Consider the following 22,669-nt stretch of genomic DNA (forward strand, 5'->3'; position numbering starts at 1 on the left):
TCAATTATCATTAATTTGTAATCCAATAAAATATCGATTCATCTTCGGGGCAGGGTGCAATTCCCTACCGGCGGTAATTGAACGATTGTTCATAAGCCCGCGAGCCGTAAAACGCATGATTTGGTGAGATTCCAAAGCCGACAGTATAGTCTGGATGGGAGAAGGTGAAGGTGCGGACGTGTGTCGTTTACTGTAAACGGAACGCTGTTTTAAGTGTGCCTTTTCTCCCTTAAGTGGTTTTCGGCTTAAGGGATTTGCTATGTAACAACACGATCCAAGCCTTTCTTCTGGTGAATCACGACAAGGAGAGAGGAATAATGAAGAACAAAAAATTACAGTCGATGATTGTAATCGGGATGCTGAGCAGTATTTCATTTATCTTGATGCTGTTTAATTTCCCTTTGCCAGCATTGCCGGCATTTTTGAAAGTGGATTTTAGTGATGTGCCAGCTTTGATAGCGGCTATTACAATGGGGCCGGTAGCCGGTATACTGGTAGCGTTCTTTAAGAACGTGCTGGATTGGTTATTCCAAGGAAGCCCGACAGGCGTCCCAGTAGGACATCTGGCGAACTTTGCGACAAGCATCTTATTTTTCATGCCTGTCTATTACATCTATAACAAGATTTCGACTAAAAAAGGCATGATTTTTGGATTGGCCGCCGGAACACTTTCAATGGCAATCGGTATGAGCATTCTCAACTACCTGGTATTTCTGCCAATGTACACGTATTTCCTGAATATGCCCGCTGAAACCGGCAATGCACTGTTCGGAACGATCGTTTTGGGTATTCTGCCGTTCAATTTGATTAAAGGCATTTTACTGACGCTGGTGGTTCTGCTGATGTTCAGCAGCATGCACAGGTGGATTGAGAAGCAGCGCCTTTTCTATCAAGCCTGAAATAAATAACGACATATTAATAGATGAAATAAGAAAATCCCCTGAGAAAAATTTTCTCAGGGGATTTTCTGTACAATCAATAATCAGTCTTCATATTTTAATGGATCGCCTTCAAAAGGAGCGTCCGCCACTTTGATGGAATCTGTTGGACAGCCTTCAAATGCATCTTCCATATCCTCTTCCAATTCGTCTGGAACTTCAGTGTTCCCCATGTTATCATCTAGGATAACAAACGCAATTCCTTCATCATCATAGTCATAAATGTCGGGTGCTGCAGCTCCACAAGCGCCACAAGCGATACAAGTATCTTTATCGACAATGGTATACTTAGCCATAATCTTATTCCTCTCCTTTATCTCCGAACAAGTTCAGTTATACTATCGTTTTCATTCTAAAGGTGTTTGAGTAGTTTTTCAACCAAAAACCGCTAGGGGGCGCAGTCTTGTTATTTGAAGATATTCTTATCACGATTTTAAAAGCGGTGGATGGCGAGCGGACGATTTCCTCACCCTATCATTTGATAAAAGGGAAAAAATCCGGACAGACAATTCAGGACATCGGCTATTATAAACTTCATCCATATTTCGGGGTTATGCCGAAATTAGAAAAAAAGGTCTATGATAAAGCCGTCCGAAAATTATTTGAACAAGGGTTCATCATAACAGATGGACAGGTTGTGAGAATGACGGAAGCATCCATGGCACTGCAGACGCCGGTTCCTTTGCTTAATGGATGGAAGTATCGCGGAAAAGAACAATTGTTTATGGCGCGGCTTTCCTTGATTGTCCAGTCACTTTCACAAATTCATCAGAATCAGCGAGCTTTCGATCCGGTAGTGATTGCGGAAGACATACAGCAATGGGTGAAAAAATATTTACATAAAATTAATTACCGTGATGCTGCAAGTTGTCGGAACTTCAAAACAGAGTTGGCAGTCAGCCTGTCGAAGGTTGATGTGGATGCTGCCGGTAAAAGAATTGTTGTCCAAAGACTTTCAGGATTTAAAATCGGAGGTTTGACCTGGGAACAAATAGCAGCCGCAGAAAGATTGGAAGTCATTGATGTCCAATTGCAAGCGATTGAAACATTGCATGCGTGGATGGATGTTCTGGAAACCCGACAGTTTCCTATGATGAGTGAACTGTTGGAGGGTGTCATCCAACAATCTTCTTTGACGGAAACTGCAAGAAGGACCGAATATTATTTCAGAAATGGCCAAAGCCTTGAAGAAATTGCCGCTTTGAGAGGGTTGAAGACGAGTACGATTGAAGACCATTTTGTAGAGCTGGCAATGAATGACCCGGGGTTCGATATTCTTGCTTTTATGGATGGAAGTCTCTACAGCAAGATAATTGCAGTCAGCCATTCCCGGAATACCAAAAGGCTGAGGGATATTAAAGAAGCCATACCGGAGGCAGGTTACTTCCAAATTCGGCTTGCGTTAGCGAAAAAGGGGGAAACGTTATGAATCTGGAAAAAACATTATTTGATACGTACGGATTTACGTCTTTCCGTCCTGGACAAAAGGAAGTGATTGAAAAAATCCTTGGGGGCCAAGACGTAATCGCCTTATTGCCGACAGGGATGGGCAAATCGATGTGCTACCAGCTTCCTGCTCATCTGATGGAAGGAAGTGTACTGGTTGTTTCGCCGCTCTTATCGCTGATGCAGGATCAAGTAGCTCAATTGAAAAAGATGGGGGAAAAATCAGTGGCTGCTATCAATTCTTTCCTTGATCCTGCTGAGCGCTCAAACATTCTGCACAACTTGAATACTTACCGTTTTATTTTTATTTCTCCTGAAATGCTGGTACAGCCCTATATCAAAAATAAATTGATGGGACTGAACATTTCATTGCTTGTTGCTGATGAAGCTCATTGCATTTCACAATGGGGCTTTGATTTTCGTCCGGATTATCTTAGGATAGCAGAAATTATGCCAGCTCTCGGCTATCCGCGGGTTCTGGCGCTGACCGCCACTGCCACTGCTAAAGTAACGGAGGAAATCAAACAGTATCTGAAGCTTTCAGAACCATTTATCTATACACACCCGATGGACCGAAAAAATATTGCTTATGATATAAAGAAATTTGAAAACGGCAAGGAGAAATTGGAGTGGCTAACCACTTTTGTGGCAGCCAATAAAGGACCGGGTATCATATACGCCGGTACACGGAAAAAATCCCAGGAATTATCCAACCTTCTCAGCCTATCCGGAATCCGTACGGCGTTCTATCATGGGGGCATGGAACATCAGGACAGGATTTTTGTCCAGCAGCAATTTCAGAATGGTGAATTGGAATGGGTTTGTTCAACCAATGCTTTTGGAATGGGCGTACATATCCCGGATATTGGCCATGTAATCCATTTTCAGGTGCCGACTTCCATAGAAGGCTATGTTCAGGAAGTTGGGCGAGCAGGCAGGAATGGTGATCCGGCTCTGGCAACCTTATTGTACGCTGCGGGAGACGAGGATCTTCTTGAAAACCTTGTCCTGGATGATTTGCCAACGAACCATGAAATAAGGGAAATTTACCAGAATGAAGGTGACCCGGCACAATTGGTCGATCAGGGGATTGTAAGAGAAACTTCTTTGAGAGTGATTTCCTATTGGAAGAATCATTTAAGTGAGCAAGACACCATTATTCAAATCGCACAACAAAAAAATGAAAAAATAAAACAGTCTGCTAAAATCAGGAAATTGATCAATTTGGAAAGCTGTGTTAGAGAATATGTGCTGGAATGCTTTGATCAGCAATTGCATATCAAGCCGGAAAACTGCTGCATCAATGATCATCTGAATTTTGCTGACTTTCTTACCCACCGGAAAATTGAGGATTTTCAAGTATTGGATACATGGGAAAGTCGCTTGAATGCAATCTTACCTTGTTAATAATGTATTATTATGGCATTTACAAATGGGACTTTTTTCGTCATAATGAAGTTATCAGATAAGATAGGGGTAATTAATGAATGGACAAAAAAAATTATCGTGAATCCTTGGAAAAAGATCGCCAGGAAATCATTACGGATAGCAATTCCACCCTGTCAAGGAGAGCGCATCGACAAACAGGCAGTCAGAAGACCCAAAAACGGAAAAATCTCTTATTGCCTGCATTGTTCTTCATTTTCATCCTGATTCCGGTAACAATCCTGATATATGTGGCTTTTGTTTATGAGCCGAATGACACCTTGATCGGAGCGGAAAATGAAAACGAAGTAAGTTTTGAAAACACGGCATCACCTGAAGAAAACTCAGTTCTCGTTCCGGAAGAAACAGAGGAAGATGTGGCCGAGGAAACGGAAGAAGCCGCTGACGAAAAATCCGAGGAAACTGATGCGGCAGCTGAAGAGAAAAAGGATGACACAGTAAAAGAAGATACGCCTGAAGAAACAGAAGAACCGGCTGAAAGTGAAACGCCTGCAGAACAGGAAACGCCTGCAGCGGAAACACCAAGTACACCTGAACCGGAAGAACCTGCGGGCAGTGATGCTGTTGGAGCGAAAACGGTCATTGTAAAAGACAACGAAACTTTGTACCGGATCGCGGTGAATAATTATGGAGCTTCAGGAGCTGGAGCTGCTGTAGAAAAAATCAAACAAGCTAATGGTTTGAGTTCGAATGAAATTTATGCAGGACAGAAGTTAATCCTTCCATAATAGAGGGTACTCTTATATTGAGTAAAAACTTAAATCATATCATGAGACAGGAGTGGGCAAATGTTCGTAAAAAGTGCAATGATCAAAAAAGAAAAATGCTATACTGTTAAACCGGAGGATTCAGTGCAGATTGGCCTGGATTTGCTGGAGAAATTTTCGGTCGATGCCTTGCCGGTAGTGGAAGGCAATAAATTCAAAGGCATCTTCACCTGGTACCATGCCTATAAGGCTTTCTTCAATGCAGGACAAAGCAAGGAAGAGTACATAAGTTCAACAAAAGTTAAAGATGTTTTGGTGAATGAAGATGTTTTCCTTAGCCTGGATGATGTCTATGAAAAAGCTTTAGTGGAGCTAAGTGATTTCCCGATCATAGCTGTTGTGGAAGAAGGGGAATTCCTTGGGATCGTTACTCGCTTTGACCTGGTTAACCAGCTGCAAAGCGCATTCGGTATGAAGAAATCCGGTTACCGCATCACATTTACGTCTGTTGAATCCGAAGGCCGCATCGGTCGTCTTGGTGAGCTGATCGAAAAATTCAAAGAATCGGTCATTTCACTTGTGACTTTTGATGAAACCGATAAAGTCGTACGGCGAATCGTCTTGAAAATCCGCAAAAAAGACAATGTTGATAAATTCGTAAAAGAACTTGAAAAATCCGGATTCCGTGTACTGGATATTTCAGAAGATTAATAGGAAAATAAAAGGGGCTTAAGCAGAACTTGCTTATGCCCCTTTATTGATTGGAGGAGTGGTGCATTTGAAATATCTTTTCCGTGCAGGGCTTGCAGCTGCCGCACTGCTCTTATACATGTACAGAAACGCGAATAAGATTCATAAGAAAAGACATATTATCAAACTGGAAACCCGTCATGGGTTCCGTCCTTTTCGTCTGCTTTTTGTCGCAGACATCCACCGGAAGAAGCTGCCGGAAAACTTCATCACGAATCCTTTGGATGCTGTCGTGATTGGAGGGGATTTTACGGAACGCGGTGTGCCTATGAAGAGGACTGCCGATAATTTGCGGATTTTAACTGAAGCCGCACCGGTGTTTTTTATTTGGGGCAATAACGATGAAGAGGTTGGAGAGCGCAATCTGCGGAAACTACTGGGCCATTTTCAGGTGACTATTTTGGATAATGAATCAGTGGAATTATTCAACAATCCGCACCTGAAATTAGTGGGGGTTGATTTTTTCAGCGACAGGGAAGAAAAGCTGAAAAAAGCTTTCTCAAAAGTTGAACGTGATGATACCGTCCTTTTTGCATCCCATACGCCGGCTGTTTTTAAATACCTGCAATCAGCAGAAGGCCCCGGGTTCATGATGGCCGGGCATACACACGGAGGTCAGATCAGAATAGGGAGAATCGGACTTTATAAAAAAGGCTCCCTTCGAAAGTTTGGCAGACGCTATCAACTCGTTACTAACGGCTATGGGACTACATCGCTTCCGTTGCGGCTTGGAGCTGAAGCGCAGTATCACATTTTGGAATTCATACCTTTAGAAGGCAATGGCTTTCAGCGAGTGGCGAAGAATACGTAAATCTTCTATGCTTATAAGAGGAGTAAAGTAATGCAACAGGCAGGAGTTGGCTTAAATGGAGAATACAGATGTTGTAATCATTGGCGGAGGCCCTTGCGGACTGTCAGCCGCAATTGAATTGAAAAAAGCGGGACTGCAGACAATTGTCATCGAAAAAGGCAATGTCGTAAATGCAATTTATCAGTATCCGACCCATCAGACCTTTTTCAGTTCCAGTGAACGGCTCTCAATAGGCGGCATCCCATTCATAACAGAAGAGAGAAAACCGAGAAGAAATCAGGCCCTTGTATACTACCGAAATGTCGTAACTATGGCGGGATTGGATGTGCGAGCATATGAAACGGCCCTTTCGGTGGAAAAAGATGGGGATTTTATTGTCACTACATCCAAAGGCATCTATCGGTCAAAATATCTTGTTGCCGCAACAGGTTATTACGATCAGCCCAACACACTTGATGTCGAAGGTGCAGAACTGCCTAAAGTGATGCATTATTTCAAGGAAGGGCATCCTTATTTCAATCAGGATGTTTTAGTGATCGGCGGTAAAAATTCAGCGGTTGACGCAGCTTTGGAATTACATAAAGCGGGCAGCCGCGTGACAGTTTCCTACCATGGCACCAGTTATTCCAAAAGCATCAAACCTTGGATTCTTCCCGAATTCGACGGTTTGGTGCGTAAAGGCGAAATCAGTATGCTGTTTGATTCGATGGTAGACCGGATTACGGCGGATTCTGTAGAACTGACCGCAGATGACAGAAAAGTATTCATCAGAAATGATTTTGTCTTTGCAATGATCGGATATCATCCGGATCATGAATTTTTAAAAAGCCTGGGCATTGTAATCGATGAAGCGACCGGCAGACCTGAATTTGATGAAGATTCCATGGAAACAGGAGTCGACGGTCTGTTCATTGCCGGAGTTATAGCTGCCGGAAATAATGCCAATGAAATATTTATTGAAAATGGCCGTTTCCATGGTGAACAGATTGCCGCAGCAATTTGCAGCAGAGAAGGACTGAAATAGGTTTCAGGATGAAAATTACAAATTATTAATAAGCATGCAGCAAGAGCATCGGAAGGAGATTCGGTCATGAAGAAAAAAGTATCGCTGATCACGACGGGAGGCACAATCGCATCCCGCGAAATTTCAAAGGGTTTATTGAAATCCGGAGCTATCTCCGGTCAGGAACTGGCAGAGTTATGCCAGTTGCCATTAGATATAGAAGTGAAAGTAATCGATATATTTCAATTGCCAAGTATGCATATTGGCTTCGAACAAATGCTTAAAATCCAAGAAGCGGTCGAAAAGGAATTTCAGGATGATTCCGTCAGTGGTGTAGTGGTTACCCATGGTACAGACACGCTTGAAGAAACCGCTTTTTTTCTGGATCTTACTATCGACGACAGTCGTCCGGTTGTAGTGACGGGTTCGCAGCGGGCACCGGAGGAAGTCGGGACAGATGTTTATTCGAATTTGCGTAACTCAATAAATGCAGCAGTGGACAAAACACTTCATGATGTGGGGACAGTAGTGGTTTTCAACGAACGGATCTATTCAGCAAAATACGTGAAAAAAGTGCATTCGAGCAATCTGCAGGGATTCGATTCGTTCGGACATGGTTATTTGGGCATCATCGATAATGATAAAGTCAGAGTTTACCAAAAGCCTATTTATCGCGAAATACATAATGTGATCGACAGTATTCCACGTGTGGATATAGTGAAATGCCATTCGGGCCAGGATGGCTACATCGTCGATATGCTTGTCAAAGGCGGATCGAAAGGCATTGTTTTGGAAGCTGCAGGGCGAGGGCAGGTTTCACCATTTATGGTGGAATCGATCAGCCAAGCTGTAGAGCAAGGCGTATATGTTGTCCTTACTACAAGTGCCGAGGAAGGCAATGTCTATCCCTCTTACGGCTATCCTGGCAGTGCCCATGATCTGCTTTCAAAAGGCGTATTTTTAGGAAGTGATTATGACAGTAAAAAAGCCCGTATTAAATTGGCGGTGGCATTATCGTCTGCAGGCAAAATTGATAATCAGACATTTTCCATATAATTGGTTAAATTTCAGCTGGCGGCTAAAAATTCATAATATATCGTGATATACTGAAAGTACTATGAGCAAAGGAGCATCACGATGATAATATTACTTACTGTAGCGATAGCTCCTAGCCTGGCATTATTCAGTTATTTCTATTTGCGGGATCAATTTTCACAGGAGCCTTCCAAACTGCTGTTTCAAAGTTTCATCTATGGAGCAGTTCTGACGTTTCCGATTCTGTTTTTACAATATGTCTTTAAAGAAGAACAGGTATTCAGCAATATACTGGCGACCAATATTCTGTTCCCCAGTATTATAGAAGAATTTTTCAAATGGCTTGTTATACTGATTGCTATTTTCAGGCATGTGGATTTTGAAGATCCTTATGATGGAATCCTCTATGGAGCAAGTGTTTCACTGGGATTTGCGACAGTTGAAAATATCCTCTATCTATTGGAATTCGGGACTGATATCGCTTTTATCAGAGCTTTGCTTCCCGTTTCAAGCCATGCGCTGTTTGGCGTCGTCATGGGATATTATTATGGGAAAGCCAAATTTTCACACGATGGAGTTCAGCATAAATGGTTGTTCCTGGCATTGTTCATACCGTTTGTGCTGCATCTTTTATACAATGCAAGCCTCTGGTCCAATAATAACCTTCTGGCAGGCGCTGCACCGTTTATGCTGTTCCTGTGGTGGTTCGGCCTTAGAAAAGTGAAGCAGGCCCATTTATTGTCCTTATCACATTACCACCAGCAAAATTCCAAAATGCCATGAATTAATTATCATAACTATTCAGCCCGGGGTCTTCGGGCTTTTTTCTATGCATTTTACTAGTTATGCCTTTTAAAGCAGAGCGGGCACTTCCGCTTTTCTTGTGTCCAGACTCCAGCGGCCCAGCTCTTCGGGTCATAAGCCAGCCCAGTGTCTAGTCTCCAACGGCCAACTCCTCGGACTTAAGCTGTTCTTCCTGTGCGGCAAAATGCGCCGCTTCGGAAGTTCATCTTAAGCCTGTCGGAGCTGAGCGGCCGTTTCCGCTTTTCGAATCTGCGTGGCTAATCGCCACTTCGCTGTTCTGTCTTATGCCTTTCAGAGCTTAGCGGGCGCTGTCGCTTTTCTTGTGTCCAGACTCCAGCGACCAGATTCTCGGATCATAAGCCACTCTGGCTGTGCGGCTGAAAACACGCCGCTTCGCCAGATCGTCTTATGCCTTTCGAATCTACATGGTCGCTTCCGCTTTTCTTGTGTTAAAATAACTTGAATACATACGATGAGGTGACTTTTTTGACGAAATCAATCCAAATAGCGCTCGATGGTCCTGCTGCTGCAGGCAAGAGCACAATCGCAAAAATCGTAGCTGAGAAATTAGGCTATATTTATATCGATACAGGCGCAATGTACCGTGCTATTACATTAAAGGCTATACGGGAAGGCATCAATTTAGAGAGCGGTGAAGAGGCTGGGCGCCTGCTTGCAGATACACGGATAGACCTGCAGCCTTCACAAGATGGGCAATTGGTCTTTTTAGATGGAAAAAACGTGACAGAAGACATCCGTTCACAAAATGTGACGAATTCCGTCTCTATGATGGCAGCACATGAATCCGTACGAAAACAGATGGTGAAGCTGCAGCAGATATTGGCTTCCGGCAGAGGCGTGGTTATGGATGGACGTGATATCGGCACCCAGGTCCTGCCGAATGCTGAGCTGAAAGTTTTCATGTCTGCTACTGTTGAAGAACGCGCGCGGCGCCGTTTTGAAGAGAACAAAAAAAGAGGAATCGATACGCCGCTGGATGATCTGCAAAAAGAGATTGCTGCGCGAGATAAAATGGACAGCGAGAGGGAAGTATCCCCACTGCGTCAGGCACAGGATGCGCTTTATCTCGATACAACGAATTTATCTATTGTCGACGCCGCATCCGAAATTCTAAAATTAGCGGAAGAAAGGTTGGACTGACGTGAATTTATATACATTCGGCAAAGCTTTGGTCAAAACGGCATTAACCCCGCTTTATCGGTTTGAAGTGACAGGAACAGAGAAATTCCCGGATCAGGGTGGGATTTTATTGTGTTCCAATCATATACATGCACTGGACCCGCCGGTAGTCGGAATGACTTCGCCGCGCACCGTCCACTTCATGGCAAAAGAAGAACTGTTCAAAGTGCCGGTGCTCGGACGTATCCTTCCCCAAGTCAATGCATTCCCAGTGAAACGTGGGATGAGTGACAGGGAAGCTCTGCGCAGTGCTTTGAGGATTTTGAAAAACGGGGACGTTGTAGGACTATTCCCTGAAGGTACACGATCTACTGACGGCGTTTTGAAAAAAGGGTTGAGCGGAGCCGGGTTTTTCGCTTTGAGAGGGGATGCTGATGTCATGCCATGTGCTATCATTGGTCCCTATAAGCCGTTCCGAAAAGTGAAAGTCGTCTACGGAGAGCCTGTTCTGATGGCTCCTTACCGTGAACGGAAAGCGTCAGCGGAAGAAGTAACGTCGGTCATCATGGAGAGCATCCAAAAACTTCTGGACGAAAACTCGGAAAAATAAGGGATAATTTTTGTTTTTATTAGAGAATTCGAATAAAATAGAAGTTGGATAGTTTGTGAAGGAGGGCTACTTATGTCTGAGGAAATGAACATGATGGAAAACAATGGGTTCCAAACTGGAGATCACGTTAAAGGTACAGTTGCTAAAATCGAAGAGAAAGCAGTAACAGTTACAATCGAAGGTGCTCCTTTTGATGGGGTTATTCCAATCAGTGAGTTATCGAGCCTCCATATTGAAAAAGCATCAGATTCCGTTCAAGTGGGAGATATTCTTGATCTGGTGATTACAAAAGTGGAAGACGAGAACTTTGTTTTATCCAAACGAAAAGTGGATGCCGAACAAGCATGGGATAAATTAGAAGAAAAATTCAATTCGGGTGAAATCATCGAAGCGGAAGTTAAAGATGTGGTCAAAGGCGGACTGGTTGTTGACCTTGGCGTCCGCGGATTTGTGCCTGCTTCCCTTGTCGAAGATTATTTTGTGGAATCATTCGAAGATTATAAAGGCAGAGTCATGACTTTTAAAATAGTTGAGATGGAAAAAGAAAATAATCGTCTGATACTTTCTCACCGCGCAGTGGTCGAGAAAGAGAAAGAATCGCACAAAGTGGAAGTGATGGAAAATATCCATCCAGGCGATGTGATTGAAGGTAAAGTGCAGCGTATTGCATCTTTCGGTGCATTTGTTGATATCGGAGGAGTGGATGGCCTTGTCCACATTTCCCAGCTTTCCCATGAACATATCGACCAGGTATCTGATGCGGTGACAGAAGGACAGGAAGTGAAAGTGAAAGTACTTTCAGTTGATCGTGACGCTGAACGGATTTCGCTTTCCATCAAAGATACACTGCCTGGACCATGGGATTCCATTGAAGAGAAAGCGCCAAAAGGTTCAGTTCACACCGGAAAAGTTAAACGCCTTGTAAGCTATGGGGCATTTGTTGAAGTGTTGCCGGGTGTTGAAGGTCTCGTGCACATCTCACAGATTGCCCATAAACACATTGCGACACCTAACGAAGTGATCAGTGAAGGTGACGAAGTTCAAGTGAAAGTCCTTGATGTCAATAAAGAAGATAAACGCCTGTCATTAAGCATCAAGGAACTTCAGGAAAAAGAAGGCGAACAGGATTTCTCTGATTATGATATGCCTGAAGAATCCAGCGGCTTCTCCATCAGTGATGTCATCGGCGATAAATTGAAAGGGTTCAAATCCGAGTAAATGTCGAGGGCTCAACGCAAGATGGATCATATCAATTATGCTTTGACTACTGGCCAAGGAGCGGGGACAATGTTTGAAGACATTCGTTTTGTCCATCAGGCATTACCCGGTCTTGGAGTAGATGATATCGATTTGCGTCCAAAAACAGGTGATTTGAATTTAAAATCACCTGTTTTTATTAATGCTATGACAGGCGGCGGCGGAGATCATACAGAAAAACTCAATGGTATGCTCGCCAGAGTGGCGAAGGAAACAGGAATGGCTATGGCAGTCGGATCCCAAATGTCAGCAATAAAGGACCGTTCCGAAAGGCCGTCATTCAAAGTCGTTCGAAAAGAGAATCCGGACGGCATCATATTTTCGAATCTCGGCAGTGAAGCTACCTTTGACCAAGCTATGGAGGCTATAGAAATCATTGAAGCGGACGCTCTCCAGATTCACTTGAATGTGGTGCAGGAGCTGACGATGCCTGAAGGTGACCGTGATTTTAAAGGTGCGCTTGAAAGAATTCATCGTATTTCAGAATCTCTTCCAGTGCCGGTCATTGTTAAAGAAACGGGATTTGGAATTTCATATGAAACGGCTCTGAAGTTGGCCGGCACCAAGGTAGCTGCCATCGATGCAAGCGGATACGGCGGAACGAATTTCGCGAAAATCGAAAACGAGCGCCGCGCGAAAAAGCTGGATTATTTTCAGGACTGGGGCATTCCGACAGCCGCGGCTATTATCGAAGTCAAAAAAGCTTTCAATGGCACCGTTTTGGCTTCAGGCGGAATTAAAAATGCCCAGGATATCATTAAGGCATTTGTGCTAGGAGCGGATGCAGCGGGTCTGGCGGGCTCTTTTTTAAAGACTGCGATCGATGAAGGTGAATCAAAACTGATCGAGAGCGTCTTCGAGCTGCATGAAGATCTGGCGATGATGATGACGGCACTCGGTGCTGGTGATATCCGTGATCTTCAGCGATGTCCGATTGTCATTTCCGGTAATTTGGGCAATTATCTGATTGCGAGGGGCTTTGATCCGGCTGTTTTTGCAAATCCTGCGAAAAACTGAATATTGCACCATTGGAGGGGGATGGACATTTACACGATGCCGTCCTCTTTTTCGTGTATAATAGGTATATTAGAAGTGGAAGGATGAAATTATTATGTCAAAACCGGTAGTAGCAATAGTCGGCCGGCCGAACGTAGGTAAGTCTACGATTTTTAATCGTATAGTAGGAGAACGCGTTTCCATCGTGGAAGATATTCCAGGAGTGACGCGTGACCGTATTTACAGTTCTGCAGATTGGCTGACACATGAATTCAATATAATCGATACAGGCGGGATCGACCTTCGGGACGAACCGTTTCTTGAACAAATTCGGCAGCAGGCAGAGATTGCCATGGACGAAGCCGATGTAATCATTTTTCTGGTCAACGGCAGGGATGGCGTTACCGTCCAGGATGAGCAAGTTGCTAAAATCCTGTTCCGTGCGAAAAAGCCTGTCATTTTGGCAGTCAATAAAATCGATAATCCTGATATGAAATCGATGATTTATGATTTTTATACACTTGGCATGGGTGAGCCTTTTGCAATCTCTGGCTCTCACGGACTTGGTCTTGGTGATCTCTTGGATGAAGTCGCTAAAAATTTCCCTAAGGAAGACGAAGAGGATTATCCTGAGGACGTTATCAAGTTCTCATTGATCGGACGTCCGAATGTGGGCAAATCATCTTTGGTCAATTCATTTCTTGGGGAAGAACGAGTAATTGTAAGCGAAGTGGCCGGCACAACCAGGGACGCAGTTGATACCCAATATGAATATGAAGGTCAACCGTATGTCATCATTGATACAGCCGGAATGCGCAAAAAAGGGAAAGTCTATGAAACCACTGAAAAATACAGTGTGCTGCGTGCGTTGCGTGCCATTGAACGGTCAGATGTTGTTCTTGTGGTCCTGAATGCTGAAGAAGGAATACAGGAACAGGACAAGAAAATTGCGGGATATGCCCATGAAGCTGGCAAAGCGGTAATAATCGTCGTCAATAAATGGGATGCTATTGAAAAAGATGAAAAAACGATGAATGTAATGACGCGCAAAATTCGCGAACATTTCCTTTTCCTGGATTATGCCCCGATCATGTTCGTTTCAGCTATCAGCGGCAAACGGGTGCACAGCATTCTTGAAACCATCAATAAAGTGAATGAAAACCATTCACGCCGCATACAGTCGAGCATTCTGAATGAAGTCATCGCCGATGCTGTGGCGATGAACCCGGCACCATCGGATAAAGGACAGCGACTGCGCTTATATTACGTGACGCAAGTGGCAGTTCAGCCGCCTACTTTCGTGGTATTTGTCAATGAACCGGAATTGATGCATTTCAGTTATATAAGATTTCTGCAGAACAGGATACGGGAAAGTTTCGATTTTGAAGGCACACCCCTCCGTCTTATTACCCGTGCCCGCACTTAATAGGATAAAGGTGGTAGTTTGATTATGGAAAAAATTTCTGTATATGGGGCCGGGAGCTGGGGAACAGCTCTAAGCTACGTTCTTGCTCAAAATGGCCATGACATCTTGCTTTGGTCTCATCGTGCTGAACAGGCAGAAGAAATAAACAGGCACAGTAATGAAAGATATTTAAAAGGCATCAAGCTTCCTGACAGTCTTAAAGCGACCAGCAACATCGAAGAGGCTGTGAAGCATGCAGATGTTCATGTTCTGGCGGTTCCGACAAAAGCGATGCGTGAAGTGTCAGCGGACATCGCTGGATACATTGAAAAACCATCACTTTTTGTCCATGTTTCCAAAGGCATCGAACCGGATAGCCTGAAACGTGTCAGTGAGCTGATCCGTGAAGAAATTCCGGAAAAATGGATTGAGGATCTTATTGTGCTGTCGGGACCGAGCCATGCTGAAGAAGTGGTGCTCGAGCATCCGACCACAGTGACTGCGGCATGTGAAAACACTCATTCCGCCGAACGGGTTCAGGATATGTTCATGAACCAGTATTTCCGTGTCTATACGAATACGGATGTGATAGGTGTGGAAATCGGCGGCGCGTTGAAGAATATCATCGCGTTAGCGGTAGGGATTACCGATGGCCTCGGCCTCGGTGACAATGCAAAAGCGGCCATCATGACGCGTGGACTGGCAGAAATAGCCCGTCTGGGCGTGAAAATGGGCGCGACCCCGTTGACGTTCTCGGGGTTGACCGGTGTCGGTGATTTGATTGTCACCTGTACAAGCCAGCACTCAAGAAACTGGCGCGCTGGCAATATGCTTGGAAAAGGCAAATCACTTGATGAAGTGCTGGAGGAAATGGGCATGGTAGTCGAAGGGATACGTACAACAAAAGCTGCGCATCAAATGGCGAAAGCTTTTGAAGTGCCTATGCCGATTACAGAGGCCCTTTACAGCGTCCTGTTCGAAAATGTGCCAATTGATGAAGCGGTCGGGCATTTGATGGGCAGAATGAAGAAAAATGAAATGGAAGACCTGATCGACTTGCTTTAAGCTGGGTATTGAAGCGGCGCAAATGTGCTGCTTCTTTTTTTTGGCATGGATTGGTACGGTTCGATCAGAAGCTGGAAATTGTACTGTCACTGTCAAATTCTCCAGGGGCAACAAGGACCGTAATATGCTATACTATGGTCTGAAACCGAACGAGAGGCGGCTGTTTTATGAGTTCTTTGGATAAAATGTGGGTATCATTTGCCGGGATTGCTTTTTTGATTATCTCAATGGGAATGATTTACTTAAGCAGATACAAATTAAACAATGGCATCATTAAATTTATTTTTGCCCTGGTTGCATATATTCTGCTGATACTTGGATTCTTCATCATGGTTTTCACGGTCTTCAGCGGACCAACTGGCGGCGCATGAGGTGAAAAATATGAAAAAGACAATACTTTTTCTGCTCTTTATTTCCACTGCATTACTCTTGAGTGCTTGCATGTTCCCGGAAAGTGAACGTGCGGAAAATCAGATCCCTTACGAAGACCAATTGATTTCAGTGCAAAATGCTGTGAATCAGTATCGTAACACTAGCGGAGGTTTACTGCCGATCAAGACGAGGGATATGGATGTAGATCAATTCATCAAGTATCCGGTCGATTTCAGTAAAATAGTGCCAGATTATATGGCGGAGATTCCTACCAATGCGTTTGAAACAGGAGGCATTTTTCAATATGTATTGATGGATGTCGACGAAAACCCTACAGTTAAATTAGTGGATTTGCGCATGGCTGAAACGATTCGAGCCGTTAATGTCAGAAAAAGCGCTAACGGAGGCCAAGCGCCTATATCGGAGATCATTGCGGACAATGTATATAAATTCAATCATGAGGCAATGGGATTCAACGAGGAGCCGACTGTGGTCAGTCCATATAGTGGAAGAAATCTTCCTCTAGTCATTACTGGGCGCGGTATGGTTTACGTCGATTATTCCATGGATCTATATTCAGCACTTCAGGAATATGAAGGGGATTTGCAGCAGGGCGAGGATATTCGATTTCTTTTATACGAAGATAATGCAGTATTGCCGGCTTATTCATTGCCATACACCATCGATGAAAACAGAGAGCCAATATTTCTGAATGAATAAAGAATGGTGTTTTAACGATGTTTTTAGTAGAAAACCATTCTTTTTAGAATATTTTGTCAGTATTTGGCCTGAAACTGCTGAAACCGCGGTATTAGTGGTTGCTATGCGTTTTTCGATGTGATACTCTTTTTACAGGATTGATGGTAAACATCCCCTTTGAGAGGAGGTGAATAGCATGAACAAGACAGAATTAGTGAACTCTGTTGCTGAATCAGCTGAGCTTTCCCGTAAAGATGCTGCTAAAGCAGTAGACGCAGCTTTTGAAGCGATTCAAGGCGCATTAACTAAAGGTGATAAAGTACAGTTGATCGGTTTCGGTAACTTCGAGGTACGCGAACGCGCAGCCCGTAAAGGACGCAACCCACAAACTGGTGCTGAAATCGAAATCGCTGCTAGCAAAGTCCCTGCATTTAAGCCAGGTAAAGCGCTTAAAGACGCGGTGAAATAAGCTACAGTGCTGTACATAGAATGGCTCCGACGGAATCAGTATTCCGCTGGAGCCATTCTTTTCTTGTAGGAAGAGTATTTTATGTATTTTTTATGGCAAATTACACTCAATTGATTCTTCCTATACTTGCTATACCGGAGTTCATAGATTGTAAGTGTTATGCAGACAGCATTCCAGAGCTCTTTCAAACAGTTCAAACAAGCTGAAAACTGTGGATTTATCCTTTTACTGCATAAGCGCTAATTTTGCGAAACACCCGCTATTATGCTAAGATTCTTATGCTAAGATGGATGAGGTTGCAGTGTTGATTTTCCGGGACCTTTTCCTATCAAAATGAACCTTATCATTGATTGGACTTAAGCGTTGATTATTTGACATAAATGATGAAATTACATAAGACATGGATGAATTAGAATTCATCTTTTACAGGAGGAACCATTGTGACCGATACGGAATTGCAGAATGTAGACCTTGAAAAAATTGAAGAAGCTGTTTCGATGATCTTGGAAGCGGTCGGAGAAGATGTAACCCGTGAAGGTTTGCATGACACACCTAAGCGCGTGGCAAAAATGTACGCAGAAGTCTTTTCTGGCTTGAAAGAAAATCCAAAGGAATATTTTAAGACTGTATTCCACGAAGGGCACGAAGAACTGGTTCTGGTAAAAGATATTCCTTTTTATTCGATGTGCGAACACCATTTGGTGCCTTTCTTTGGCAAAGCTCACATCGCCTATATTCCAAGGGATGGTGTTGTGACAGGGTTAAGCAAATTGGCCCGGGCAGTGGAAACCGTTGCGAAACGTCCACAGCTTCAGGAACGGATCACTTCCACTATCGCCGATTCAATGATGGAAACGCTGAACCCGCATGGAGTATTTGTCATGGTTGAAGCGGAACATATGTGCATGACGATGCGCGGCATTAAAAAGCCGGGGGCGACCACTGTAACTGCGGTAGCTCGCGGCATACTTGAGACGGACGCTATCAAGCGTTCTGAAGTCATTACTTACATTACTAAAAATTAAAATACTGGAAAGCAGGCGGGAACATGGCACAAACTGAATATATTGTAATTCGGGCTCAAGAAGACGGTGTTAATGTCATAGGATTGACTCGCGGCAATGATACGAAATTCCATCATACTGAAAAACTCGATAAAGGCGAAGTGATGATCGCCCAATTCACTGAACATACTTCTGCTATGAAAATACGCGGCAAAGCTGAAATCCATTCTGCCCATGGCGTAGTCGAAAGTGAAACCAAGAAATAGGACCAAATGGATGAAGCCACATTAGATGCTGTGTTATACTTATGTAGAACTTATGTAGAATTGCTAAATCACGAATGGAGCACGCGGTATGAATGACCTACAAATACATTCGAAAATAACATCAATGGAAATCGATGTCCTGCAGGCGCTGCATCAGCGGACACTTGAGAAATATACAGCCGGCCCATCAATTGAACGGGCGCGTTTGTTCTTTTTACTGTTGCCTTTTTTTGATGGAAAACAATGGTCGAATGACATAGAGGATTCTGCTAAAACAGTAGCTATCGTCTACGCTGCTTTACATGCCCACGATCAGGTCGAGGAAGACTCGCCGATAAGCAAAAGCCAGCAATTGACTGTACTGGCTGGAGATTTTTACAGCGGCATCTACTATCAAATGTTAAGCAATACGAATAATATCAAGCTGATTCGATTATTGGCCAGTGGGATCATCGGTGTAAGCGAGAAAAAAGCATCACTGTATGAAAAAACCATCATGCCCGCTTCAGGTGTTGAAGCGGCTGCTGAAGTCATCGAAACCGAGTTGCTGAACATATTTTATAATTACTATGGTTTTTCTCAGTACAGGGCCATTTCCAAGCCTGCTTTGGAGTATGTCCATTTCTCCAACCAGCTGGATGCTTACCGGAATGGTGTTGAAACAAATATCTTGCGCAAATTGAATCTTGCTCTGCCATTGCCGCTTTACTCAGAACGCTGGCTATTGGATAAACTGGATGCATCACATGCCGAGTTGACAAAGGTGTTGGATGCCCATTCCATGGATTTCGGCCTGAAAAATTTTATGCTTCATCAAATTACACCGCATCAGCATTTAGCTGAACAGCTTACCCGAGAAGGATGACTGAAATGCCAAAAACAAAAGAACAGCGTGTACACGAAGTATTTGAAAAGATTTCCGGTAATTATGACCAGATGAATTCGGTCATCAGTTTTCAGCAGCACAATAAATGGCGTAAGGATACAATGCATAAAATGCAGGTGGCACCTGGTGCTTCTGCAATTGATGTATGCTGCGGGACGGCTGATTGGACCATTGCACTTGCCGAAGCGGCTGGTAGAAATGGCCGTGTGGTAGGACTGGACTTCAGCCAGAATATGCTGAACGTCGGTGTTGAAAAGACGAGGCATTTGCCGCAGGTTGAATTGGTGCAGGGGAACGCAATGTCTTTGCCGTACCCAGACAACTCTTTTGATTTTGCGACAATCGGTTTCGGATTACGCAATGTCCCCGATTACGAACAGGTGTTATCTGAGATGCATAGGGTCCTCAAACCTGGCGGCATGATTGCCTGTCTTGAGACCTCCCAGCCGGAAAGCCTTCTTTTCAAACCGTTTTTCCGATTCTATTTCCGTTTTGTCATGCCTGTTTTCGGAAAACTTTTCGCTAAGAGCTATAAGGAATATTCCTGGCTCCAGGAATCCGCAAAAGAATTTCCTGGCATGAAACAATTGGCGAAACTGTTTGTCAAAGTCGGCTTTGAAAAAGTTAAATACAAGCCTTATACCGGCGGTGCAGCTGCACTCCATATGGGGATCAAAAAAGTAAAATAGCGGGAGAAGGTTTTTAAGTGGAAAAGGTGAAGTTGAAATTGCTCTATTCCGACCTTAGACCGGAATTGGAAATGATTGAAAAAGAACTGGAAGTCGCTGTAGACTCCAATTCACTCCTCCTTAACGAAGCTTCCCTACACTTATTGCAGGCCGGAGGAAAAAGAATCCGGCCTGTTTTTGTTTTGCTTGCAGGAAAATTCGGCGATTATAACGTCGATGTGATGAAGCAGGTGGCAGTGCCGCTTGAATTGATTCACATGGCTTCTCTGGTCCATGACGATGTCATTGACGATTCTGAAATGAGAAGAGGCCAGGCAACTGTCAAAGCGCAGTGGAATAATAGTGTGGCGATGTATACGGGAGATTTCATATTGGCGCGTGCACTGGAATATATTACTGTTATTGAAGATCCGAAAATCCATGATATTTTGTCCAGGACGATGATTGAAGTCTGTCGGGGTGAGATCATCCAAATCGAGGACAAGTTTAAATTGGATCAGTCGGTTCGTGATTATTTGCGCCGTATCAAACGCAAAACAGCATTGCTGATTTCGTCGAGCTGTGAACTGGGGGCGACTGTGTCAGGAACGGATAAGGAAACTGCCGCGCGTTTGCGCAGATTCGGTTATTTTATAGGAATGTCATTCCAGATAACCGATGATATTCTGGATTTTACTTCATCAGATGAAGAACTTGGCAAACCTGCAGGCAGTGATTTCATTCAGGGGAATATTACGTTGCCTGTTCTTTTCGCCAGGAAAGACCCGGAAATTTACAGCCGTCTGAAAGAAACGGTCGGGGAAGCGATGACAGATAGTGAACGCAGGGCAGTTGTTGAGATGATCCGCAACAGTTCAGCTTTGAAGGAAGCAAAAGCCGTCAGCGATCTCTACTTGGATAAAGCTTTGCAGGAGCTTGCGCATCTGCCGAAAGGAAATGCCAGCAAGACCATGAGAAAAATCGCTTTATTCATTGGAAAGAGAAAGTTTTAAGCTGGTAGTTGACAATCAGCTTCATAATGATAGTATTTTTTAAGGTGGGCAACTTATGCCCGAGCTTTTAATAGAGGAGTGTTCATTAATGGAAAAAACATTTTTAATGGTTAAACCTGATGGTGTGCAACGCAATGTAATCGGAGAAATCGTAGCCCGTTTTGAGAAAAAAGGCTATAACCTTGCAGGCGCTAAATTGATGCAGATCCCAACTGAGTTGGCAGAAGAGCATTACGGCGAACATAAAGAGCGTCCGTTTTTCGGTGAATTGGTTGAGTTCATCACTTCAGGTCCTGTATTCGCAATGGTTTGGGAAGGCGAAAACGTTATCTTGACTGCACGTCAAATGATGGGCGCTACAAACCCTAAAGATGCAGCTCCAGGAACAATCCGCGGCGACTTCGCAGTCACTGTCGGAAAAAACATGATTCACGGATCAGATTCTGCTGAAAGTGCAGAGCGTGAAATCGGTTTGTTCTTCAAAGAAGAAGAATTGGTATCATACGAAAAAACAATGAGCAGCTGGGTAAACTAATCCGGAACTAAGAGGTGGCTATTGCCATCTCTTTTTTTTATCCTTTATTCCTTAATGAACATAAAGTGCTGATATAGTTCACTTTCCCGGCAATTTCGTATAGAATTGATGAAATATTATGTGTTATAGTGATACATAAATACTTTAGTGCGTTGAAGGGGGAAAGCGTTTATGCGTTATTTGACAGCAGGAGAATCACATGGCCCACAATTGACAGCCATTATAGAAGGCTTGCCGGCACAGTTGCCGCTGACAGCCGAAATGATCAATAAAGAATTAAAAAGAAGACAAGGCGGACACGGCAGAGGAAGAAGAATGCAGATCGAGACCGATACGGTGGAGATCGTTTCCGGAGTACGTCACGGCAAAACACTTGGATCACCGGTTGCGTTGGTTGTTAAGAATGATGACTGGAAACATTGGACGAATGTAATGGGCATCGAACCGATCGAAGAGACAGATGAAGTCAAAAGGCAAATTTCGCGTCCTCGTCCCGGACATGCTGATTTGAATGGCGGAATGAAATATGGCCACCGTGATTTAAGGAATGTGCTTGAACGTTCTTCAGCCAGAGAAACTACAGTCCGTGTAGCTGTTGGTGCAGTTGCCAAGCAATTATTGTCCCAATTGGGCATCGAATTGGTATCGCATGTAACGGAAATCGGCGGCATCAAAGTGGATCCTGAAAGCTATACCGGAAAATCAGCAGCTGAAATCCGGGAACTTGTCGAAAAAGACGCGGTTTATTGTGCTGATCCTTCAGTGACTCAGCAAATGACTGATCTGATAGACGAAACGAAAAAGAACGGAGATTCAATCGGCGGAACGGTGGAAGTGATTGTGGAAGGGATGCCGGCAGGAATCGGGAGCTATGTCCATTATGACCGCAAACTGGATGCTAAAATCGCCGCTTCGGTTATGAGCATAAATGCTTTCAAAGGCGTCGAATTCGGTCTCGGCTTTGAAATGGCGAGAAAGCCCGGAAGCCAGGTCCACGATGAAATATTGTGGAGTGAAGCTCAGGGCTACACGCGGAAAACGAATAACTTAGGCGGTTTTGAAGGTGGTATGACGACTGGTATGCCAATTGTAGTGCGTGGTGTCATGAAACCGATACCTACCCTGTACAAACCGCTCCAAAGTGTGGACATTGAAACGAAAGAGCCATTCCAGGCCAGTATTGAGCGGTCTGACAGTTGTGCTGTCCCAGCCGCATCGATAGTGGCTGAGCATGTGGTGGCATGGGAGGTTGCGAATGCGCTGCTGGAGCAATTCGATGCCGATCAACTGCCTCGTCTTCAAGCAAATATCGCTGATTACTTAACGTATACAAAGGAGTTCTGA

26 protein-coding genes and 1 riboswitch are annotated in these 22,669 nt (G+C 44.0%); of the genes, 25 read left to right on the forward strand and 1 reads right to left on the reverse strand.

Annotated features, from left to right (window positions below; translation table 11 throughout):
* Nucleotides 1-36: 36 nt before the first annotated feature.
* Nucleotides 37-170: riboswitch (FMN riboswitch) on the forward strand.
* Nucleotides 171-317: 147 nt separating this feature from the next.
* Nucleotides 318-899, forward strand: a complete 582-nt coding sequence (locus CXF70_RS12235; protein WP_084245464.1) for an ECF transporter S component — start codon at nucleotides 318-320, stop codon at nucleotides 897-899.
* Nucleotides 900-982: 83 nt separating this feature from the next.
* Here CXF70_RS12235 and CXF70_RS12240 read toward each other — a convergent pair whose 3' ends face one another.
* Nucleotides 983-1,234 (reverse strand): ferredoxin, encoded by a 252-nt coding sequence (locus tag CXF70_RS12240; RefSeq protein WP_101802897.1) that lies wholly within the window; start codon nucleotides 1,232-1,234, stop codon nucleotides 983-985.
* A 107-nt stretch (nucleotides 1,235-1,341) separates the two neighbouring features.
* Between CXF70_RS12240 and CXF70_RS12245 the strand changes: the two genes are divergently transcribed.
* The 24 genes from CXF70_RS12245 (at nucleotide 1,342) to aroC (ending at nucleotide 22,669) form a co-directional block, all read left to right on the forward strand.
* A complete protein-coding gene (locus CXF70_RS12245; protein WP_101802898.1) occupies nucleotides 1,342-2,367 on the forward strand; it encodes a YpbB family protein in 1,026 nt (341 codons plus the stop codon).
* Nucleotides 2,364-3,791, forward strand: coding sequence for a RecQ family ATP-dependent DNA helicase (locus tag CXF70_RS12250; protein WP_101802899.1), 1,428 nt, complete (start codon nucleotides 2,364-2,366; stop codon nucleotides 3,789-3,791). Before CXF70_RS12245 ends, CXF70_RS12250 begins: the two co-directional genes overlap by 4 nt.
* Nucleotides 3,792-3,871: 80 nt before the next feature.
* The gene (locus CXF70_RS12255; protein WP_101802900.1) at nucleotides 3,872-4,558 is read left to right on the forward strand and encodes a LysM peptidoglycan-binding domain-containing protein; all 687 of its coding nucleotides are present in this window, start codon (nucleotides 3,872-3,874) and stop codon (nucleotides 4,556-4,558) included.
* Nucleotides 4,559-4,618: 60 nt separating this feature from the next.
* A complete protein-coding gene (locus tag CXF70_RS12260) occupies nucleotides 4,619-5,248 on the forward strand; it encodes a CBS domain-containing protein (RefSeq protein ID WP_084245474.1) in 630 nt (209 codons plus the stop codon).
* Nucleotides 5,249-5,315: 67 nt separating this feature from the next.
* Entirely contained in the window at nucleotides 5,316-6,098 is a 783-nt protein-coding gene (locus CXF70_RS12265; protein ID WP_101802901.1) for a metallophosphoesterase, read from the forward strand.
* A gap of 55 nt (nucleotides 6,099-6,153) precedes the next feature.
* Nucleotides 6,154-7,122, forward strand: coding sequence for a YpdA family putative bacillithiol disulfide reductase (locus CXF70_RS12270; RefSeq protein ID WP_101802902.1), 969 nt, complete (start codon nucleotides 6,154-6,156; stop codon nucleotides 7,120-7,122).
* 66 nt (nucleotides 7,123-7,188) lie between these two features.
* Nucleotides 7,189-8,157 carry an asparaginase gene (locus CXF70_RS12275; protein ID WP_101802903.1) on the forward strand — a complete coding sequence of 323 codons (969 nt, stop codon included), beginning with the start codon at nucleotides 7,189-7,191 and terminating at the stop codon, nucleotides 8,155-8,157.
* A gap of 81 nt (nucleotides 8,158-8,238) precedes the next feature.
* The gene (gene prsW, locus CXF70_RS12280; protein ID WP_101802904.1) at nucleotides 8,239-8,919 is read left to right on the forward strand and encodes a glutamic-type intramembrane protease PrsW; all 681 of its coding nucleotides are present in this window, start codon (nucleotides 8,239-8,241) and stop codon (nucleotides 8,917-8,919) included.
* Nucleotides 8,920-9,426: 507 nt separating this feature from the next.
* Nucleotides 9,427-10,101 carry a (d)CMP kinase gene (gene cmk / locus CXF70_RS12285; RefSeq protein WP_101802905.1) on the forward strand — a complete coding sequence of 225 codons (675 nt, stop codon included), beginning with the start codon at nucleotides 9,427-9,429 and terminating at the stop codon, nucleotides 10,099-10,101.
* Nucleotide 10,102: 1 nt separating this feature from the next.
* A complete protein-coding gene (locus CXF70_RS12290) occupies nucleotides 10,103-10,690 on the forward strand; it encodes a lysophospholipid acyltransferase family protein (RefSeq protein ID WP_101802906.1) in 588 nt (195 codons plus the stop codon).
* A 72-nt stretch (nucleotides 10,691-10,762) separates the two neighbouring features.
* A complete protein-coding gene (gene rpsA / locus CXF70_RS12295; protein WP_084245488.1) occupies nucleotides 10,763-11,908 on the forward strand; it encodes a 30S ribosomal protein S1 in 1,146 nt (381 codons plus the stop codon).
* Nucleotides 11,909-12,964 carry a type 2 isopentenyl-diphosphate Delta-isomerase gene (gene fni / locus CXF70_RS12300; protein ID WP_101802907.1) on the forward strand — a complete coding sequence of 352 codons (1,056 nt, stop codon included), beginning with the start codon at nucleotides 11,909-11,911 and terminating at the stop codon, nucleotides 12,962-12,964. It abuts the gene before it with no gap.
* Between the two features lie 94 nt (nucleotides 12,965-13,058).
* Nucleotides 13,059-14,369 (forward strand): ribosome biogenesis GTPase Der, encoded by a 1,311-nt coding sequence (gene der / locus CXF70_RS12305; protein ID WP_084245492.1) that lies wholly within the window; start codon nucleotides 13,059-13,061, stop codon nucleotides 14,367-14,369.
* Between the two features lie 24 nt (nucleotides 14,370-14,393).
* Nucleotides 14,394-15,413, forward strand: coding sequence for an NAD(P)H-dependent glycerol-3-phosphate dehydrogenase (locus tag CXF70_RS12310; protein WP_101802908.1), 1,020 nt, complete (start codon nucleotides 14,394-14,396; stop codon nucleotides 15,411-15,413).
* A gap of 167 nt (nucleotides 15,414-15,580) precedes the next feature.
* On the forward strand, nucleotides 15,581-15,784 hold the full coding sequence (locus tag CXF70_RS12315) for a DUF2768 domain-containing protein (RefSeq protein ID WP_084245496.1): 204 nt from the start codon (nucleotides 15,581-15,583) through the stop codon (nucleotides 15,782-15,784).
* A 10-nt stretch (nucleotides 15,785-15,794) separates the two neighbouring features.
* Complete coding sequence (locus CXF70_RS12320; protein WP_101802909.1) at nucleotides 15,795-16,505, forward strand: hypothetical protein; 711 nt, start codon at nucleotides 15,795-15,797, stop codon at nucleotides 16,503-16,505.
* Between the two features lie 175 nt (nucleotides 16,506-16,680).
* Nucleotides 16,681-16,953, forward strand: a complete 273-nt coding sequence (locus CXF70_RS12325) for an HU family DNA-binding protein (RefSeq protein WP_084245500.1) — start codon at nucleotides 16,681-16,683, stop codon at nucleotides 16,951-16,953.
* Between the two features lie 455 nt (nucleotides 16,954-17,408).
* The gene (folE, locus tag CXF70_RS12330; RefSeq protein ID WP_101803047.1) at nucleotides 17,409-17,978 is read left to right on the forward strand and encodes a GTP cyclohydrolase I FolE; all 570 of its coding nucleotides are present in this window, start codon (nucleotides 17,409-17,411) and stop codon (nucleotides 17,976-17,978) included.
* A 23-nt stretch (nucleotides 17,979-18,001) separates the two neighbouring features.
* Nucleotides 18,002-18,223: a trp RNA-binding attenuation protein MtrB gene (mtrB, locus tag CXF70_RS12335; protein ID WP_101802910.1), complete on the forward strand. Its 222-nt coding sequence runs from the start codon at nucleotides 18,002-18,004 to the stop codon at nucleotides 18,221-18,223.
* A gap of 88 nt (nucleotides 18,224-18,311) precedes the next feature.
* Nucleotides 18,312-19,088 (forward strand): heptaprenyl diphosphate synthase component 1, encoded by a 777-nt coding sequence (locus tag CXF70_RS12340; RefSeq protein ID WP_101802911.1) that lies wholly within the window; start codon nucleotides 18,312-18,314, stop codon nucleotides 19,086-19,088.
* Between the two features lie 5 nt (nucleotides 19,089-19,093).
* Complete coding sequence (locus CXF70_RS12345) at nucleotides 19,094-19,798, forward strand: demethylmenaquinone methyltransferase (RefSeq protein ID WP_101802912.1); 705 nt, start codon at nucleotides 19,094-19,096, stop codon at nucleotides 19,796-19,798.
* 17 nt (nucleotides 19,799-19,815) lie between these two features.
* Nucleotides 19,816-20,790: a heptaprenyl diphosphate synthase component II gene (gene hepT, locus CXF70_RS12350; protein ID WP_084245510.1), complete on the forward strand. Its 975-nt coding sequence runs from the start codon at nucleotides 19,816-19,818 to the stop codon at nucleotides 20,788-20,790.
* A gap of 88 nt (nucleotides 20,791-20,878) precedes the next feature.
* Nucleotides 20,879-21,325 carry a nucleoside-diphosphate kinase gene (gene ndk, locus CXF70_RS12355; RefSeq protein WP_084245512.1) on the forward strand — a complete coding sequence of 149 codons (447 nt, stop codon included), beginning with the start codon at nucleotides 20,879-20,881 and terminating at the stop codon, nucleotides 21,323-21,325.
* A 171-nt stretch (nucleotides 21,326-21,496) separates the two neighbouring features.
* Nucleotides 21,497-22,669 (forward strand): chorismate synthase, encoded by a 1,173-nt coding sequence (gene aroC, locus CXF70_RS12360; protein ID WP_101802913.1) that lies wholly within the window; start codon nucleotides 21,497-21,499, stop codon nucleotides 22,667-22,669.

Origin of the sequence: Planomicrobium sp. MB-3u-38, from assembly GCF_002836425.1 — a bacterium.
Taxonomy (GTDB): domain Bacteria; phylum Bacillota; class Bacilli; order Bacillales_A; family Planococcaceae; genus Planococcus; species Planococcus okeanokoites.

Bases quoted from the DNA above. Each gene is read 5' to 3' on its own strand.
- CXF70_RS12235 (WP_084245464.1), top strand. From the start codon at position 318: ATGAAGAACAAAAAATTACAGTCGATGATTGTAATCGGGATGCTGAGC.
- CXF70_RS12240 (WP_101802897.1), bottom strand. From the start codon at position 1,234: ATGGCTAAGTATACCATTGTCGATAAAGATACTTGTATCGCTTGTGGC.
- CXF70_RS12250 (WP_101802899.1), top strand. From the start codon at position 2,364: ATGAATCTGGAAAAAACATTATTTGATACGTACGGATTTACGTCTTTC.
- CXF70_RS12255 (WP_101802900.1), top strand. From the start codon at position 3,872: ATGGACAAAAAAAATTATCGTGAATCCTTGGAAAAAGATCGCCAGGAA.
- CXF70_RS12260 (WP_084245474.1), top strand. From the start codon at position 4,619: ATGTTCGTAAAAAGTGCAATGATCAAAAAAGAAAAATGCTATACTGTT.
- CXF70_RS12270 (WP_101802902.1), top strand. From the start codon at position 6,154: ATGGAGAATACAGATGTTGTAATCATTGGCGGAGGCCCTTGCGGACTG.
- CXF70_RS12275 (WP_101802903.1), top strand. From the start codon at position 7,189: ATGAAGAAAAAAGTATCGCTGATCACGACGGGAGGCACAATCGCATCC.
- prsW (WP_101802904.1), top strand. From the start codon at position 8,239: ATGATAATATTACTTACTGTAGCGATAGCTCCTAGCCTGGCATTATTC.
- rpsA (WP_084245488.1), top strand. From the start codon at position 10,763: ATGTCTGAGGAAATGAACATGATGGAAAACAATGGGTTCCAAACTGGA.
- fni (WP_101802907.1), top strand. From the start codon at position 11,909: ATGTCGAGGGCTCAACGCAAGATGGATCATATCAATTATGCTTTGACT.
- der (WP_084245492.1), top strand. From the start codon at position 13,059: ATGTCAAAACCGGTAGTAGCAATAGTCGGCCGGCCGAACGTAGGTAAG.
- CXF70_RS12310 (WP_101802908.1), top strand. From the start codon at position 14,394: ATGGAAAAAATTTCTGTATATGGGGCCGGGAGCTGGGGAACAGCTCTA.
- CXF70_RS12315 (WP_084245496.1), top strand. From the start codon at position 15,581: ATGAGTTCTTTGGATAAAATGTGGGTATCATTTGCCGGGATTGCTTTT.
- CXF70_RS12320 (WP_101802909.1), top strand. From the start codon at position 15,795: ATGAAAAAGACAATACTTTTTCTGCTCTTTATTTCCACTGCATTACTC.
- CXF70_RS12325 (WP_084245500.1), top strand. From the start codon at position 16,681: ATGAACAAGACAGAATTAGTGAACTCTGTTGCTGAATCAGCTGAGCTT.
- mtrB (WP_101802910.1), top strand. From the start codon at position 18,002: ATGGCACAAACTGAATATATTGTAATTCGGGCTCAAGAAGACGGTGTT.
- CXF70_RS12340 (WP_101802911.1), top strand. From the start codon at position 18,312: ATGAATGACCTACAAATACATTCGAAAATAACATCAATGGAAATCGAT.
- CXF70_RS12345 (WP_101802912.1), top strand. From the start codon at position 19,094: ATGCCAAAAACAAAAGAACAGCGTGTACACGAAGTATTTGAAAAGATT.
- ndk (WP_084245512.1), top strand. From the start codon at position 20,879: ATGGAAAAAACATTTTTAATGGTTAAACCTGATGGTGTGCAACGCAAT.
- aroC (WP_101802913.1), top strand. From the start codon at position 21,497: ATGCGTTATTTGACAGCAGGAGAATCACATGGCCCACAATTGACAGCC.